Source organism: Pseudomonas sp. JL2 (genome assembly GCF_031570495.1).
In the GTDB taxonomy this organism is placed as follows: Bacteria; Pseudomonadota; Gammaproteobacteria; order Pseudomonadales; family Pseudomonadaceae; genus Aquipseudomonas; species Aquipseudomonas rhizophila.
Window position 1 is genome coordinate 870,020 of record NZ_JAKUDH010000001.1, and the last position, 14,483, is coordinate 884,502.

Here is a 14,483-nt window from a genome sequence, read left to right on the forward strand (position 1 = left end):
ATAACTTCAACCATTCGAATATCGATGGCAGGCACCCTCTTGCTCTGCCAGACAGCGTTGGCCCATGGGCCCGTGCTCGACTGCTACATCGAGCGCGATGACCAGGTGAAGTGCGAGGCCGGGTTCACCGATGGCAGCTCGGCCGCCGGCAGAAAAATCCATATCCAAAACCCAAGCGACAAGGTGTTGCTCGAAGGCGAGGTCGGCAAGGACAACACCTACACCTTCCAGCCCCCCACCGGAAACTACTCCGTGGTGTTCCTCGGTGGAGCCGGCCATGACGTAACCATTCAGTCCTCCGACATATCAAGGTGAAAATGACCATGACGTTCAAACGAAAACTGCTCCAAGCCATTGCCGCGACTACATTCAGTGGCTTGACCGGCGCTGCACAGGCGCACTTCCAGATGCTCTACCTAGAGGAAACAGCGCTGCAGCGTGCGGAAAAACTGGAGTTCGCGCTAGTGTTCACTCATCCCTTCTCCGGCGGCCCCACCATGGCCATGGATGAACCCCGGGCCTTTAACCACACCAGCGCGCACGGCGGGGAAAAAATCAATCTGCTCGAATACTTACGTCCAGTCGAGTGGCAGAGTCGCGATAACCGGTCGACGGCCTATCGAGCATCGATCCCACGTGAGCTGGTGCGCTCACTGGGTGACCATATCTTCGTACTCGAGCCCGAGCCTTATCTGGAAACCGAAGAAGGTGTCTACATCCAGCAATTCACCAAGCTGATCGTGAACGTGGGTGGAGTACCCGGTCACTGGGCAGAACCACAAGGGTTGCCGGTTGAGATCCAGCCTCTGAACAAACCTTATGCCAACTGGACCGGCGGAGTATTCCGCGCCTTGGTGCTGGCCGACGGCAAGCCCGTCCCGTTCGCCGAGATCGAAATCGAATACCTCAACCATTCCGTTGATGTCGAGAAAAACGCCTTCGGCGAGCAGGACTACATAACGGCTCCTCAGGCTTCCTTCAAAGCCCTTAGCACCTACTCGGATTCCCAAGGCATCGTGACTATTGGCCTGCCCCGCGCCGGGTGGTGGGGTATCGCAGCACTCGACATCGGGACAACGAAAACCCACAAAGGCAAAGCCCTGTCGCAAGACGCAGTGCTGTGGGTGCAGGCCAGAGACATGAAATGACACAAACCCAACCGTTGCGCGTAATGCCTTGGAGTCGATCATCCTTGTTTCCAGGTCGAACGCGCCTTGGTTATGCCAATCCCGAAACCGTTGATCACCGTTGACGCCTCCCCGCTATTCGCAACGCTTCAAGTTCTTCGCTCCCGTAGCCGAATTCTGCGAGAATTTCGGCGCATAACGCGCTCTGCCTGTCACGGCTCACGCACGTCAATGCAGCTTATTCCCCCTCGTAGTTGACCATCCAGGCAATCCCGAAACGGTCTTCGAACATGGCAAAACGTTCCGCCCAAAAGGTCTTCGCCAAGGGCATCTGCACGGTGCCACCTGCACTCAAGCCATTGAACAGCCGTTCGGCCTCTTCCACGCTGTCGACGTTGAGGGAAACCGACACGCCTTGCGGCTGGCGATACGGCTGGCCTGGCGGGCAGTCGGAAGCCATCAGGCTGAAATTGCCCACGGTCAGGCAGGTGTGCATGATCAGGTCGGCGTCCTTGGGCATGCCGACGTCCTCCGGCGCCTCGGCAAAGGACATGGAAAACAGCTCGCCGCCAAGGACGTCCTTGTACAACGCAAAGGCTTCCTTGCAGCGGCCGTTGAAGGTCAGGTAAGGGATGATTCTCATGCTCGCAACTCCTGTAGTCGGCTTCACGATTGATTGGACAACTGCGCCCGCAGACGCTCTTCCTGCTCGCGCAACTCGGGGGTAAAGCTCTCGCCAAAATCCTCGGCTTCGAAGATCTGGCGGATCTCGATTTCACTGTCACTGATCATCGGGTTCGGGCAGCGTTTGACCCAGTCGATGGCTTCCTGCAGCGACTGGACCTGGAAGATCCAGAAGCCGGCAATCAATTCCCTGGTTTGCGCAAAAGGCCCCTCGACGACGGTCCGGTTCTTGCCGGAAAACTGCACACGCACACCCTTGGCACTGGGATGCAGCCCTTCTCCGGCGAGCATCACCCCGGCCTTGAGCAATTCTTCATTGTAGGCGCCCATGGCGGCGAGCAATTCTTCGCTGGGCATCTGTCCGGCTTCCGATTCCGGGCTGGCTTTGACGATCACCATAAATCGCATGCGCTTGTCTCCTGAGAGTGGATGGATTAAGCCGCCCTTGTGGTGGCTCTGCGGACTAATCGAATGGCAAGGGTCGAAATCGACAGCCTGACGCAATTATTTTTTTGGCAGACCGTTGCGGCTTCAGCCATGGATCACTCGGAGCAACGGCGCAGCCTTTCACACCATCCGAATGAACACTGCAAACCGCAGAAACGCTTAAACAGCCGTCATGCCCGACGATAGATGCTGGGCGTGACCCCCACTTCGCGGCGAAACACCTGGGAAAAATGGCTGGGGCTCGAATAGCCGACCTCCAACCCGACATCGATGATGCTTCGGTCCGTCTCCAGCAGCAGATGCCGGGCGCGGCTCATGCGCAAGCGAATGAAGTACTGCGAGGGTGAAAGCCCGGTGGCGCGTTTGAACATGCGGCTGAAGTGGTACTCGCTCAGTTGCGCAACCCGAGCAAGGTTCGCGAGGCTGAAATCGGCGGCAAGCCCCTCGGTCATTGCCTCGATAACGCGGCGCAGTTTGTAGGCCTGCAACGCGTTGTTGCGCCGGGCACTGCGGTTTGGGTCAAGGTAGCGCCGCACCAAATGCACGGCCAGCGCCTGAGCCAGGCTGTGGGCAAACAAGGGGCTGGGCTGGCGCTCGTCGATGAGTTCCTGGCGCAGTTGCTCCAACAGGAAACTGATTCGTTCATCCCGGTCACCGGAAACATCGAGGAAGCTGACCGGGTCGGCGTGTTCGCCCAGTACCTCGCGCGCGGCTTGATCAATCAATGGCAGGCCGAGATACAGGTGCATCACCTCAAAAGCGTCGCAGCCTTGGGTCTGCCAGCGCATCTCGTAGGGTTCGCCAGTGTTGGTGAGAAAGAAGTCGCCGGTCTTGACGTCGGACGCTACCCATTCCCCACCCAGAACGCGCTCCTCGACCCGAGCCGCGCCCGCCAGCACCCACACCAGCAGAGGCTCGACCACCGCAGGCACCAGGATGGGCTCGACGATGCTGTGATGGCTGAACCGCAACATCACCACGTCCTGCATCTGCGGGCGCGGCGGTAACGTCTGCGGCGTTCCCGGCAAATAGTGCAGCATCGATTCGCCCGTAATGCGTTGAGCATCGCTGGCGAGGTTTTGCGGATCGGGTTGGTGCACAGGATGCTCCATCGACAAAGCCCTCTGACGAGGGCTGGTGCCAACAGGATAACGCGGCGGCGGCCATGAGCAAGGTTGCGCGACAGACCGTGTGCGCCGGAGCCTCGCATGCTGGAGCAAAACCCCAACAGTCCAGGCAAGCCTGCGAAAGCCCGAACATGCACATTGAGAGACAGTGAAGCCGTCGATAACGACAGCGCCTCACGGGCGCGGAGCCGGCGAATGTCTCCTCGGCTCGCAATACAGGAGAGCATCATGACTGATATCACCTACAGCATTCCCCACGAAGTCGCAGGCAAAGTCGCGCTGGTCACCGGCGCGGCCAGTGGCATCGGCAAAGCCATCGCACTGTTGCTGCACGCTCGTGGCGCCAAGGTCGTTGCTGAAGACCTGAACCCCACCGTCGAAGAGCTCGCCCGTCCCGGGCTGGTGCCGCTGGTGGCGGACATCAGCGAAGACGGAGCCGCCGAGCGCGCGGTCGGCCTGGCCGTCGAGCAGTTCGGCCGGCTGGATATCCTGGTCAACAACGCCGGGATCATCATCAACAAGCTTGTCATCGACATGACCCGTGAAGACTGGGAGCGCATTCAGGCAGTCAACGCCACCGCGGCCTTCATGCATTGCCGCGAGGCGGTGAAAGCGATGATTCCCAACAGATCCGGGGCAATCGTCAACATCGCCTCTTACGCATCCTACTTCGCCTTTCCGACGATCGCAGCCTACACCGCGTCCAAGGGCGCGCTGGCCCAGTTGACCCGCACGCTGGCGCTCGAAGTGATCGAGCATGGCATCCGCGTCAATGCCATCGGCGTCGGCGATGTGGTGACCAACATCCTTAATGACGTGGTCGACGACGGCCCGGGCTTTCTGGCCAAGCACGGCGAAGCGGCACCCATCGGCCGCGCTGCGCAGCCGGAGGAAATTGCCGAAATCGTCGCCTTCCTCGCCTCGGACCGCGCGAGTTTCATGGTCGGCTCGGTGGTTATGGCCGATGGCGGCATGACAGTCACCGCGGGCTAATGCGGCGTTGTCGCTGCACACCCCGGGCAAGGATGCCCTCGGCCGGTGTCTGTTGACTTTGGTCTGGATCGATAAGCCGGTTCGGTGTCGGTTACGCCATACAGGATCAGGCAAACCCGCGACATTTTTGACATAACGGCCAAGCGGATCCACTCCCTACTCTGGACTCACGAAACGGATGACACCGGACGGCCCGGACAGGGCCATCCGAACTCGCTGTTCAAATGTGAGGGCAGAACATGAAAAGCATCAGCCGATTGTTGATCGGTACCGCTTTGAGCGCCGTTGTCGTCTCGGCTGATCTAACCGCAGAAGGAGAATGGAACATGCAACGTATTCAACCTACTACCGCCAGTCACCCCTACACCGGCATGTGGATCACCGCTGATGGGAAAATTCGCCATGACCTGTTGCCAAATGGGCGCTACGACGAGGCTCGCGGAAATCGCGAAAGCGCTTATCAGGGGCGTTACGAGGTGGAAGGCGATTACATCCGCTACTGGGACGACACGGGCTTCACTGCCGATGGAACGTTTCGGGACGGCGTCCTCTACCACGCCGGGATGGTGCTCTATCGCAAGTGACAGAGACGCCCGGCTCCTTTTGACCGGGCGTTTCTCGTCTCGCCAGCATGAAGGATGCATAAAACCACCCTCGAGCGGAGACTGGTCGTCCGTTTCATCGCCAGCGTTGCGCCACCGGCTAAGAACGGAACGCATCAACCTTGAGCCCATACCGACTCATCTTGTTGTACAACCCACCACGCGACACATTCAGCCGTTGAGCCGCCAGGCGGATGTTTCCGCGCGTGTCTGTGAGGGCGGCAATGATTGCATTCATTTCATGGGTGCCAAGGTCCGGCGCCGTCCGAGGTTCAGGGACGCTCGCCCACGTCGATAGTCGCCCTCGCTGCCTGATCTCCAGCGCAAGATCGCTCGGCTGGATCAGTTCGCTCATCGCCAGGTTGGTCGCCCGTTCAATGACGTTTTCCAGCTCGCGAACATTGCCCGGCCAATCGTAGGCGCCAAGCATATCCAGTGCCACGGGAGAAAGGTCCTGCGTCGATTTGCGGAGCGACCGGGCACAACGCGCGAGAAAATGCCGCGCCAGCAACGGCACGTCTTCGCGGCGCATTCGCAGTGGCGGCACGGTCAGGTTCAGGACGTTGAGCCGGTAGTAAAGGTCCTCACGAAAGGCGCCCTCGGCCACCGCCTGGCTCAGGTTGCGGTGAGTGGCGGCAATGATGCGAACGTTGACCCGCAGCGATTTTTTTGCCCCCACCCGTGTCACCTCGCCTTCCTGCAGGACGCGCAGCAAGCTGACCTGCGCATCAAAGGACATGTCACCGATTTCGTCGAGGAAAATCGTCCCGCCATCGGCCAATTCGAACTTGCCTGCCGAGCCACCGCGAGCCGATCCGGTGAAAGCGCCTTCGACATGACCGAACAGTTCGCTCTGCACCAGGTCACGGGGAATGGCGCCGCAATTGACCGCCACGAAAGGACCGCCACAACGGTCGCTGGCATTATGGATCGCCTGGGCGAACAGCTCCTTGCCTGTGCCGCTCTCGCCGAGGATCAGCGTGGTCGAATCACTGCGACTGGCAATCCGTGCCAGGTGCACTGCATCCTGAATCGCCCGTGAATGGCCCAGGATGGTTTCGAAGGTGTAGCTGGCCTGGGTGCCCATGATCCGCCGGGTGATTTCCCGAATGCGTCGGTTTTCGCGCAACGAAACAATCCGCCCGCCTTGTTCCAGCGGGCAGACCGACACCAGGCAGGCCAGATGACTGTGGTCGTGCAGTTCAAAGGTGCAATCCAGGTCCCGTACGCCCTCCCCGCTGGCAAGCAGGACGGCATCGGTCAACTCACTTTGTCCCAGGCTCTTGAAGGGACTGCCGAGCAAGTCATGGCCTACGCGGAACAACTGCCGGGCGTAATGGTTGAGCGCCTTGATGCAGCCCTGCTCATCCAATACCACCAAGCCCTCGTTGAGCACTTCAAGCACGGTTTGTTGCTCTTCCAGCAAGGCCTGCAGCGCCATCTGCCTCGAGACCGCCTCGGCTGCGGCCTGGACGGTGCCCAGCGTATGGAAATGAAACCAGCCTGGCTCCGCCGTCAAGGTCAACATACCCAAGGTTCGGCCCTGGGCATCCCGGATAGGCGCGGCGGCGCAATGCATGCGGCGCTGGCGCAGGCCAAGCCCGAAGTTCTCCTCGGCCAGCACATAGACCAAACGGTCTTCAACGATCGCCAGCCCGGTGCAATTGGTGCCCTGAACCGACTCCAGCAGCCGACTGCCTATGGGGGTGAGATCCAGGCCACAAAAGTACAAAGTCGTGCCTTGGGTATCGGTCAGATTGATATGGCCCTTGGGGTTGTAGGCGAGCAAACCGCGCATGACCTGCGCCGCTGCGGCGATCAGCACCCGGTTGGCTGCCAGTGTTGCGGCGAGCTCGTCGGGCGCGACAAAACGGTACTCGCCGTCTTCCGGGTCAAGGTCGGCATGGACGCTGCGCAACCAGGACTCCCAAATCACCCGCCTGATTCCGGCAGGGCGATCGATAACCCCTTGCAAGCACGCTCGCCAGGCCTCATCCAGCGCAGTGCCGGGCCCTTCGTTCAACGACGCAGGGCCAAGCGCGGTGAGGTAATCGCGGTCTTCGGCGCTCAAGGCTGCAGGTTGCTGATTCATTATTCGGCCATATGTTCATATTTTCGACATGCCAGTATAGACATGTAATCAAAATGAACATCAATTCAACCGACTATGAATAAAACCTGTTCAATATCAATCAGTTAATTATTGGCACAGCGCTTGCTCCCTGCTTACCCCAGACGAGGACATTCTTAGCGCCGAGTCGTAAAAACAATAAAAGGAGTCATGTTCATGAGTACATCCAGGATCATCCGCCTTGGCCTTATCGGCGCCGGCCGCATGGGCAGTTTTCACGGCCTCACCGCCGCCCGTCACATCCCCGGCGCGTGCCTCGCTGCCATCGCCGACCCTACTCCCGGCCAAGCCGCGCGCCTGGCGGCAGAACTGGACGTGCAGAAGGTCTATGCCGATCCACAGCAACTGCTTGATGACCCGGACATCGACGCCGTGTTGATTGCCGCCCCGGCGCGCAGCCATGCCGAACTGGTGATCAGTGCGGCCCGGGCCGGCAAAAGTGTGTTCTGTGAAAAACCGATGGCGATCACCCTGGACGAAGCCGATCGCGCCATCGCTGCGGCTGCCGATGCACGGGTGACACTCCAGGTCGGCTTCAACCGGCGCTTTGCCAGAAGTTTCCGCACCGCTCATCTGGACGTGGTTGCCGGCCGGATCGGTACGCCACAACTGCTGCGCTCGCTGACCCGCGACCCGGCGCTGAACAACCCCGCCGCGTCACCGCAATGGGTGATCTTCCTCGAAACTTTGATCCATGACTTCGATACCCTGCGCTACCTGAATCCGGGCGCCGAGGCGGTTGAAGTTTTTGTGATGGCCGATGCCCTGATCGCACCGGCCTACAAAGACAAAGGATTTCTCGACACCGCGGTGGTCACGATCCGTTTCGACAACGGGGCCATCGCCACGGCCGAAGCGAATTTCCAGGCGGTCTATGGCTACGACGTCCGGGGCGAAGTGTTCGGCAGCGCTGGCATGCTGACCATGGGCAACGTCAACGACTCCGACCTGCTGCGCTACCTGGCCAATGGGGTTCAGGCCGACACCCAGCGCATGGACACCGACTTGCTGCGTGATGCCTATGTGGCTGAGCTCAACCACTTTGTCAGTTGCGTACGCAGTGGCGAAAAACCTCTGGCCAGCGGTGAAGACGCCCGGGCGGCACTGGCCATTGCTCGCGCTTGTATCGAGTCCTTCCAACTGGGCAAACCGGTGCGCGTACAAGGAGCTCATTCATGAGTTTCATACCGTTCAAACTGGCGATCAGCGCCGAGATGGTCTTTCTCGACCTGCCCTTTACCGAGCGGGTCAAACGCATCCACGCGCTGGGCTTCAGCGTCGAGATATGGAACTGGACGACCAAAGACCTCCAGGCTCTCGTCGCGACTGGCGCGGATTTCACCTCCATGACCGGCTACATCTCGGGCAACCTGACCGATCCCGAGGGTATCCAGCAATTGCTCGACAGCGCCCAGGAATCTCTAGCCGTCGCAGCCCAATTGGGTTGCCCGAGCCTGAACCTGCACGGCACCGGCCTGGGTGATCAAGGATTGCCAGTCAAACCCGTTGCCCAGACCACCGGCCGCATGTGGTTGAGCGCCTGCAAGACACTGGAAAAAATAGCCCGCCTGGGCGAAGACGCGGGCCGGGTATTCCTGCTGGAAAACCTCAACACTGAAGTCGACCACCCGGGCACGCCTTTCGCCCGCGCTGACGATACCCTGGCACTGATCGAGGCCGTGGGCAGCCCGCACCTGAAGATGAACCTGGACCTCTATCACGCACAGATCGGCGAAGGAAACCTGATCGAACTGATCCAGCGCGCCGGCAGCGCCATCGGCGAAATCCAGGTCGCCGACGTCCCGGGCCGCATGGAACCCGGCACCGGTGAAATCCACTATCGCGCCATTGCCAGGGCCTTGTTCGGCATGGGATACAGCGGTGTCGTCGGCCTCGAAGGCTGGGCCAGCGGTGACAGCGAAGTCGCGCTTGAGCGTTTCAGACAGGCCTTCACGCTTGATGGATGAGGCCGGCACTGGATTCATTTAAAACCCGCGGCAAATTTCTTGGTGACGTTCAACTCATAACAACAAAAGGAAAACCATCATGCGTCGTTGCTCACTGCTTTTCGCCACCCTGCTATTGCTCTTGAGCCAATGGGCCATCGCCGACTATCGCATCGGCGTCAGCATCGCCAGGGTCGACGACAACTTCATGACCTACGTGCGTAACGGCCTGGACGAGGCCGCGAAAAAGGAAAACGTGCAGATTCAATTCGAGGACGCCCAGGGCGATGTAGTGCGCCAACTCAACCAGGTCCAGGGCTTTATCAACCAGAAAGTGGATGCGGTCATTGTCCTGCCGGTGGACACCTCCGCCACGGCCAACATCACCCGCGCCGCGGTCGAAGCGAAGACACCATTGGTCTACGTCAACCGTCACCCCGACGAGCGTACCTTGCCCAAAGGCGTGGTCACGGTGGCGTCCAATGACATTGAGGCCGGACAGCTGCAAATGCGCTATCTGGCCGAAAAGCTCGGAGGCAAGGGCAACCTTGCGATCATCATGGGCGACCTGGCGCAAAACGCCACCCACGACCGCACCGAAGGTGTCAAACAGGTGCTCAAGGATTATCCCGGGATCAAGGTTGTCGAGCAGCAAAGTGCCGAGTGGCAGCGCAGCAAAGGGATGGACCTGACCAGCAACTGGTTGCTGGCGGGTAGCCGTTTCGATGCCATCGTCGCCAACAATGACGAGATGGCCATCGGTGCAGCCATGGCGTTGCAGCAGGCCGGCAAAGCCAAGGGCGAGATCGCGATTGTCGGCATCGACGGCTTGCCTGACGGCCTGGCGGCAATCAAGCGCGGGATGCTGGTCGCCTCGGTATTCCAGGACCCCAAGGCCCAGGCGAGCAGCGCGGTACAAGCAGCACTCAAGATGATCAAGGGAGAGCCGGTGGAAACGGACGTCTGGGTACCCTTTCAGTTGATCAAGCCTGAGCAATTGGCGGTGTTTGAACAACATTACAAGTAGCGAAAAGCTCAACACTTCGCCGCGATCCCGGCAAGGGATCAGCGGCGATTCACAACCCCAAACCCTATTGAGCAACACAGCGCGTCATATAAAACCCGCCGAGTCACTGCCCCACCCTGGCCCAGAATTCTTCGGCAGATGGACTGAGTGACGCTACTGGACGGGTCAGATGAATTTCCAGCGGTATATCCCAGCTTTCGTCGAGCGCTCTGACCAGGCGCCCATCCAGTATTTCTTGCTCGGTGAGGCTCCTGGGCAACCAGGCCACGCCTTTGCTTTCCAGGGCCATGGACATTAGCACCGCTGCAAGGTGGCTGCTAAAAAGTGGTTTGAGGTGAAGGTAATCTTCTTTGCCACGCAGTCTGTGCGCGACGATACGCCCCAAACCGGATTCATGGGTGTAAGCGAGGTACGGCAATGCCGCAGGCGAGGTGCCGAAGTTAGCGCAGGCACTCGCAAGAGGAACGAGAACGTCTTCACCCACCTTCTTGCCGATGAACTGATCAGGGGCCAGTAGCGGTGGAACATCGGGATGGCGGTGGCAGAGCAGAAACTGAACCTGGCCATGTATCAGCATCTGCTCACAGGCAGCCATGCTGTCTGAGTGCAGTTGCACAGCCTCAATGGGGGCACCGTTCTCTGAGCTTCGCAGCCACTTGGGAAAAAATGTAAACGACAGGGAGTGAGTTGCCGCGAATTGAAGCGACTTGGCGGCCATTCCAGCAACCTCTTGAGCCTCGTTGCGCATTCTGTACAAGCGCCTGGCAGCCTCTTGGGCACTTGGCAAAATTTGCCTGCCAGCTTCAGTAAGCGTCGCTCCTTGAGGCGTTCGAACGAACAACTGCACCCCCATCCAACTCTCTAACGAGCGCACTCTGCGGCTGAATGCCGGCTGGGTAACGTGCCGCGCTTCAGCCGCCCGAACAAAGCTGCCGTACTCCGCAAGCGCTGAAAAATCTTCAAGCCAGACAAGTTCCAAGGGCCATGCCTCCTGTGCATAGGGTGCGGCATTAATAGCATTGGGCGGGTGCCATCGCAAAGCCTAACGTGGGCCTACAAACAACAAGAGGACCCCGTCATGCGCATCGTAGACATTCGTGAAAAAACTGTTTCCATTGCCTCCCCAATCGCTAACGCCTACATCGATTTTTCGAAAATGACCTGCTCGGTTGTCGCGGTCATCACTGATGTAATTCGTGATGGGAAGCCTGTCATTGGCTACGGTTTCAACTCCAATGGTCGCTATGGCCAGGGCGCACTGATGCGTGATCGTTTCCTGGCGCGTATCACGCAAGCGGATCCAGACACGCTCGTCGACCATGAAAACAACAACCTGGATCCGTTCGCCATCTGGAAAACCTTGATGACCAACGAAAAGCCAGGCGGCCATGGCGAGCGCTCTGTCGCCGTTGGCACCATCGACATGGCGGTATGGGATGCCGTCGCCAAGATTGAAGGCAAACCGCTGTATCGCCTGCTGGCCGACCGTTACCGTAACGGCGTGGCCGATGACAAGGTCTGGGTCTATGCAGCGGGCGGCTACTACTACCCTGGCAAAGACCAGACCAAGCTCAAGGCAGAAATGCAGAGCTATCTGGATCGTGGCTACGACGTCGTCAAGATGAAGATTGGTGCGGTACCGCTGGACGAAGATATCCGTCGCATCGAAGCGGTACTTGAAGTGGTTGGCGACGGCCGTCGGTTGGCGGTCGACGCCAATGGTCGTTTCGATCTTCAGACCGGTATTGCGTACGCTGAAGCCATCAAGAAGTACAACCTCTTCTGGTACGAAGAGGTTGGCGATCCGCTGGACTACGCACTCCAGGCCGAGCTTGCCAATCACTATGAACTGCCCATGGCTACCGGTGAAAACCTGTTCTCTCACCAGGATGCCCGTAACCTGCTGCGCCACGGTGGCATGCGCCCCGATCGCGACTACCTCCAGTTCGACTGTGCTCTGTCCTACGGGCTCGTGGAGTACATGCGCACCCTGAAGGTGATGGAAGAAATGGGTTGGTCTTCCCGCCGCGTAGTGCCCCATGGCGGTCACCAGATGTCCCTGAACATCGCAGCGGGTCTGCACCTGGGCGGCAACGAATCTTACCCGGATGTGTTCCAGCCGTTCGGCGGCTTCGCTGACGGCATCCGCGTGGAAAACGGCTATGTCGGTCTGCCGGATATTCCAGGTGTTGGCTTCGAGGCCAAGTCCGCTTTGTACGCAGTGATGCGTGAGTTGGGCGAAGGCTGATCAACCTCGATCTGCGGTCTCTTTGAAAGAGGCCGCAGCCCCCCGGCGTCACCCACTGACGCCGAGCCACATGCCCATCACAACAATAAAATGAGGTGCTTCCGTGGAAATCTCCAAGTCCCGCTGGTATGGCCAGCTGTATGTGCAAGTGCTGATCGGCATCGTGATCGGTGCAGCAATCGGTTACTTCGTGCCTGATATCGGAGCCAAGCTGCAACCCTTTGCCGATGGCTTCATCAAACTGATCAAAATGCTGTTGGCGCCCATTATTTTCGGTACGGTCGTTGTGGGTATCGCAAAGATGGGCAATATCAAAGAAGTCGGCCGGATTGGCGTGAAAGCGCTGATCTACTTCGAGATTCTTTCAACCATCGCCCTGGTCGTCGGCCTCATTGTGGTCAACATCGTGAAGCCTGGCGTCGGTATGAACATCAACGCCAGCGCGCTTGATGGAGGTGCCATTAGCAAATACAGCCAAGCTGCCAGTGAGCAAGGCGGCACCATTGATTTCTTTCTCAATATCATCCCGCAAACCTTCATCGGCGCATTCTCCAATGGCGTCATGCTTCAGGTCATCCTGCTTTCGGTATTGATGGGTGTCGCCCTGGTTCAAATGGGTGAAACCAGCAAGCCACTGATCAACACCCTTGACCTGTTCCTGCAAGGCCTGTTCAAGATCGTTGCAATGGTCATGCGCTTGGCGCCGATTGGCGCGGGTGCCGGCATGGCTTTCACGATCGGCAAATACGGGATTGGCACCTTGCTGTCACTCGGCCAGTTGCTGGTCGCGCTCTACATCACGACCTTGTTTTTCATCGTGGTCGTGCTGGGTACGGTTGCTCGATGGTCGGGCATGCCGCTTCTGCAATTTCTTCGTTATTTCAAAGATGAAATCCTCATCACCCTTGGCACCTGCTCAACCGAAGCCGTGCTGCCACGAATGATGGTGAAACTTGAAAAGCTTGGCTGCAAAAAATCGGTAGTGGGCATGGTGTTGCCTACGGGGTACACCTTCAATGCGGACGGCACCTGTATCTATCTCACCATGGCCGCCATCTTCATCGCACAGGCGACCAATACGCCACTGACCTTTGTGGATCAGATGATTCTGCTAGGCGTGTTCCTGCTGACTTCAAAAGGCTCGGCTGGGGTGGCGGGTGCGGGGTTTGTGACACTGGCTGCAACGCTCACAACCATTCACTCCATTCCTCTGGTCGGCCTCGTTTTGCTCCTGGGCATTGACCGGTTCCTCAACGAAGCGCGAGCCGTGACCAACCTGATCGGTAACGGTATCGGCACCATCGCCATTGCCAAGTGGGACAACTCGTTCGATGTCGAGGCCTGCGAGCGTGAGATTGCCGCTATGAAACACCAAAAGGCGACAAGAAAGGCATTGCTGGCGCAAAAATAATCCGTAAGGCGCTCCGGTCATTCCGTTTAAACCACGGCATGACCGGTAGTGGTTTGCGTTTGGACGAAAGCTACACGTTATTCTTCAGGCTTTCAGGGCTACCTGCGCATAGACCATCCATCACCAAGTCCATCAATCTGGCGAGACGTGGGCGCCATTCGCTCTGGGAATCTATTTGCCATATTCCAGCAGTGGCTAGAAAAAAGTCGTCGTGGGTAACCCCGCTACGAATCGTTCCGGCCTTTTCATTAGCCCTCAAAAGCAACTCGGCGGCTGCCTGGACCGGCGCGTATCCCGACTTCCCAGGAAATTCGTAAGTAGAGGCTGCTTGCCGTATCGCGGTCGCAAGTCCCGCCTTGGTCATTGCATATTCAACGAGGCAGTCCATCCACTCTCGGAGGGCCTCCTTAGGGGGTTTTGTGGCGAGCAGCTGTTCGGCCAACGAGGCCACTTGCTGCATTTCGAATTGGTAGACCTCGAATACCAGCGCCTCTCTGTTGGCGAAATGGCGATAGAACGTGCCCTGTCCCACTCCAGCCTTCTTCGCAATCGCACTCAGCGGGACCGCAGGATCGAGTGTCAGCTCTGCCACAGCGACCTTCAGAATTCGTTCTCGATTTTTCTTGGCGTCAGAACGCATCGCCACTTCGTCATTCCTGGGCAAAGTTATTTCCTTCGCTGCATTGCAAATCGGACAGTTGTCCGGTAATTTTCAACACAAGTGGACAACTGTCCGCTTT

Annotated in this window: 15 protein-coding genes; 9 read left to right on the top strand and 6 right to left on the bottom strand. The window is 58.6% G+C overall.

The window, feature by feature from the left end; all coding sequences use genetic code 11:
• The first annotated feature begins 24 nt into the window (after positions 1-24).
• Both MKS85_RS03910 and MKS85_RS03915 read left to right on the top strand, forming a co-directional pair.
• The gene (locus MKS85_RS03910; protein WP_139049763.1) at positions 25-315 is read left to right on the top strand and encodes a hypothetical protein; all 291 of its coding nucleotides are present in this window, start codon (positions 25-27) and stop codon (positions 313-315) included.
• Between the two features lie 2 nt (positions 316-317).
• Complete coding sequence (locus tag MKS85_RS03915; protein WP_310662734.1) at positions 318-1,148, top strand: DUF4198 domain-containing protein; 831 nt, start codon at positions 318-320, stop codon at positions 1,146-1,148.
• A 217-nt stretch (positions 1,149-1,365) separates the two neighbouring features.
• Here MKS85_RS03915 and MKS85_RS03920 read toward each other — a convergent pair whose 3' ends face one another.
• The 3 genes from MKS85_RS03920 to MKS85_RS03930 all read right to left on the bottom strand — a co-directional run bounded on the left by MKS85_RS03920 (position 1,366) and on the right by MKS85_RS03930 (position 3,370).
• Positions 1,366-1,770: a VOC family protein gene (locus tag MKS85_RS03920; RefSeq protein ID WP_310662735.1), complete on the bottom strand. Its 405-nt coding sequence runs from the start codon at positions 1,768-1,770 to the stop codon at positions 1,366-1,368.
• Positions 1,771-1,793: 23 nt separating this feature from the next.
• Positions 1,794-2,219, bottom strand: coding sequence for a YciI family protein (locus tag MKS85_RS03925; RefSeq protein WP_107322852.1), 426 nt, complete (start codon positions 2,217-2,219; stop codon positions 1,794-1,796).
• 209 nt (positions 2,220-2,428) lie between these two features.
• Positions 2,429-3,370 carry a helix-turn-helix domain-containing protein gene (locus tag MKS85_RS03930; RefSeq protein ID WP_409077996.1) on the bottom strand — a complete coding sequence of 314 codons (942 nt, stop codon included), beginning with the start codon at positions 3,368-3,370 and terminating at the stop codon, positions 2,429-2,431.
• Between the two features lie 243 nt (positions 3,371-3,613).
• Between MKS85_RS03930 and MKS85_RS03935 the strand changes: the two genes are divergently transcribed.
• Complete coding sequence (locus tag MKS85_RS03935; RefSeq protein WP_310662736.1) at positions 3,614-4,378, top strand: SDR family oxidoreductase; 765 nt, start codon at positions 3,614-3,616, stop codon at positions 4,376-4,378.
• Positions 4,379-4,704: 326 nt separating this feature from the next.
• Positions 4,705-4,962: an Atu4866 domain-containing protein gene (locus MKS85_RS03940; RefSeq protein ID WP_310662737.1), complete on the top strand. Its 258-nt coding sequence runs from the start codon at positions 4,705-4,707 to the stop codon at positions 4,960-4,962.
• Positions 4,963-5,080: 118 nt separating this feature from the next.
• Here the strand turns inward: MKS85_RS03940 and MKS85_RS03945 are convergent, their stop codons facing one another.
• The gene (locus MKS85_RS03945; RefSeq protein ID WP_310662738.1) at positions 5,081-7,072 is read right to left on the bottom strand and encodes a sigma 54-interacting transcriptional regulator; all 1,992 of its coding nucleotides are present in this window, start codon (positions 7,070-7,072) and stop codon (positions 5,081-5,083) included.
• A gap of 195 nt (positions 7,073-7,267) precedes the next feature.
• On the opposite strand from MKS85_RS03945, the gene MKS85_RS03950 reads away from it, so the two are divergent.
• From MKS85_RS03950 to MKS85_RS03960, 3 genes are all read left to right on the top strand, one after another.
• A complete protein-coding gene (locus MKS85_RS03950) occupies positions 7,268-8,290 on the top strand; it encodes a Gfo/Idh/MocA family oxidoreductase (protein WP_047225856.1) in 1,023 nt (340 codons plus the stop codon).
• The gene (locus MKS85_RS03955; RefSeq protein WP_310662739.1) at positions 8,287-9,078 is read left to right on the top strand and encodes a TIM barrel protein; all 792 of its coding nucleotides are present in this window, start codon (positions 8,287-8,289) and stop codon (positions 9,076-9,078) included. The genes MKS85_RS03950 and MKS85_RS03955 overlap by 4 nt, the downstream gene beginning before the upstream one ends.
• A gap of 79 nt (positions 9,079-9,157) precedes the next feature.
• Positions 9,158-10,084: a sugar ABC transporter substrate-binding protein gene (locus tag MKS85_RS03960; RefSeq protein ID WP_310662740.1), complete on the top strand. Its 927-nt coding sequence runs from the start codon at positions 9,158-9,160 to the stop codon at positions 10,082-10,084.
• A gap of 103 nt (positions 10,085-10,187) precedes the next feature.
• On the opposite strand, the gene MKS85_RS03965 is transcribed toward MKS85_RS03960, so the two are convergent.
• Complete coding sequence (locus MKS85_RS03965) at positions 10,188-11,063, bottom strand: LysR family transcriptional regulator (RefSeq protein ID WP_310662741.1); 876 nt, start codon at positions 11,061-11,063, stop codon at positions 10,188-10,190.
• Between the two features lie 99 nt (positions 11,064-11,162).
• Between MKS85_RS03965 and MKS85_RS03970 the strand changes: the two genes are divergently transcribed.
• Together MKS85_RS03970 and dctA are read left to right on the top strand one after the other, a co-directional pair.
• The gene (locus MKS85_RS03970; protein WP_047225527.1) at positions 11,163-12,332 is read left to right on the top strand and encodes a mandelate racemase/muconate lactonizing enzyme family protein; all 1,170 of its coding nucleotides are present in this window, start codon (positions 11,163-11,165) and stop codon (positions 12,330-12,332) included.
• A 103-nt stretch (positions 12,333-12,435) separates the two neighbouring features.
• Positions 12,436-13,743 (top strand): C4-dicarboxylate transporter DctA, encoded by a 1,308-nt coding sequence (gene dctA, locus MKS85_RS03975; RefSeq protein WP_076384140.1) that lies wholly within the window; start codon positions 12,436-12,438, stop codon positions 13,741-13,743.
• Between the two features lie 70 nt (positions 13,744-13,813).
• On the opposite strand, the gene MKS85_RS03980 is transcribed toward dctA, so the two are convergent.
• Positions 13,814-14,383 (bottom strand): TetR/AcrR family transcriptional regulator, encoded by a 570-nt coding sequence (locus MKS85_RS03980; protein ID WP_047225855.1) that lies wholly within the window; start codon positions 14,381-14,383, stop codon positions 13,814-13,816.
• Between the last annotated feature and the right edge of the window lie 100 nt (positions 14,384-14,483).